Origin of the sequence: Xanthomonas bromi (genome assembly GCF_900092025.1) — a bacterium.
GTDB classification, from domain to species: Bacteria; Pseudomonadota; Gammaproteobacteria; order Xanthomonadales; family Xanthomonadaceae; genus Xanthomonas; species Xanthomonas bromi.
Window position 1 is genome coordinate 1 of record NZ_FLTX01000024.1, and the last position, 1674, is coordinate 1674.

The window sequence follows — 1674 nt, forward strand, 5'->3', positions numbered from 1 at the left end:
GTGCGCGACGCTGGCCAGGCAAACTGCATGCCGACAAGGCCGACGACATCGACCGTTGCCGCAACGCCCTCAAGCAGCGCGGCATCATTGCGCGGATTGCACGCAAGGGCATCGAACGCAACTACCGCCTGGGCCAGTATCGCTGGGTCGTCGAGCGCACGCACGCTTGGTTTGCCGGCATGGGCAAGCTGCGTATCCGCTTCGAACGCCGCATCGATATCCACTTAGCGTTGCTCTCGCTTGCATGCTCCATCATCTGCTTACGCATGCTTCCTGGGTTTTGTTAGCTGCTCTAAGCCAAACACGTTATCACTCCGACCGCGCTGCAATATTGAAACGCGGATGCGACCGAGCCAACAATTTGCCAGCCCGGCCAAGATAAGGTTGCCGTTAATTCCTAACTTTTATAACCCTTATTTTTTAATATTTACTTGTATGCAGAATAAAGTTTTGGATCATTCTTAGTAGACCTCTTGACATCGCTGGGAAGACCTCGCGGATAATTAACGTAGAGTTGATATGCATTTACGCTAAGTGCAGTGTCCTCTCTCAACCAAATATCAGGCTTTCGATCCTCTCCAGGCGACAACTCCTCAGCAGCGGGTTCCTGCGCCGAGAATCTTACATTTAAGAGCTCTGCAGGCCGACGGCGGCGACTACTCAAGTGCTGCAGACCGCTGAACTGACCAGACGGCGGCAGACTCGACGGTTGTCTCTGCTGCGGTGGCGAGCTTTCTGGATTGCTTTCAGTGGAATAGTGATGGCTACTGCTTGATGCGCCACGAATCCGATCTGTCATGTAAAAAGTCTACAAGATAAACGCTTATTGCAACGCCAAGGAAATGCAATTTGCATCTCAGCATGACCCCGCAGTGCCAATGTTCCTCTCAGTTTAGATTGACAGCCTTTTGCACCGAGAATGCTTGGCGTCAGAGGCGAAGTTTACGGATGAACCGCGTTACCTTGAGGGCAGGTGATATTGCGCTCTCTGCAAATGCAGGCGACCGCAAAGATTTTGTCGCTCGGCGCCTGCACGTCGTTGGGAACCGGCAGGTTACTGCCCACAGCCAAGCTGACACGTCGCGATGGCGACTCACAGCGTCAACGGGTAAAGAGGCTTCGCTACATCCCTTGAACTGGAAAGCGCGTTGTGAACCTTCATTGTCGCTTCTGCAACAACTGCGTTTCGGCGACGACTGGCAGCAGCGTGCCGTCGCCCGCAACACTGCACTGGCGCATTTGGCTCTGCGCGTAGGAAGTCGCCTCTGCGGATGAAGTGAATCCTGTCATCGGCAATCAGCGCTGTGACCCACCCCCACAAAACTGGGTCAACTGCAAGTGGGACGGTGGCCTGTATTGAACGTAAAGTTTCCCCTTACAGGGAATTTCTAGTTAGTTTGCTTGATAACGCCCTCTAGCTGAACCGAATTATTCGGCATTTGGCAAACGTGTTAAATCATCAATGCAACTTAATGCTCACAATCACTTATTTTCATACAAGCGATGCCTCAGCAAGCACACAAATGTATATTAAAAATTTGCGATGCAGCGGTTTTTTTAGCCTTGCTCAAGAATTGGCCGATGCCGTCACATTTCGCTTAAATGATTTGATGCTTAATAGGGGTGTGTTACCCACAAGTCACAAGAAGTGCAAAAAGTTGCCAGGTACTTAGG

Annotated in this window: 1 protein-coding gene; it reads left to right on the forward strand. The window is 51.4% G+C overall.

What is annotated here, in order from left to right:
* A partial coding sequence (locus tag XBLMG947_RS08425) for a transposase (RefSeq protein WP_065467700.1) occupies positions 1-287 on the forward strand: 287 nt, incomplete at its 5' end.
* Positions 288-1674: the final 1387 nt, after the last annotated feature.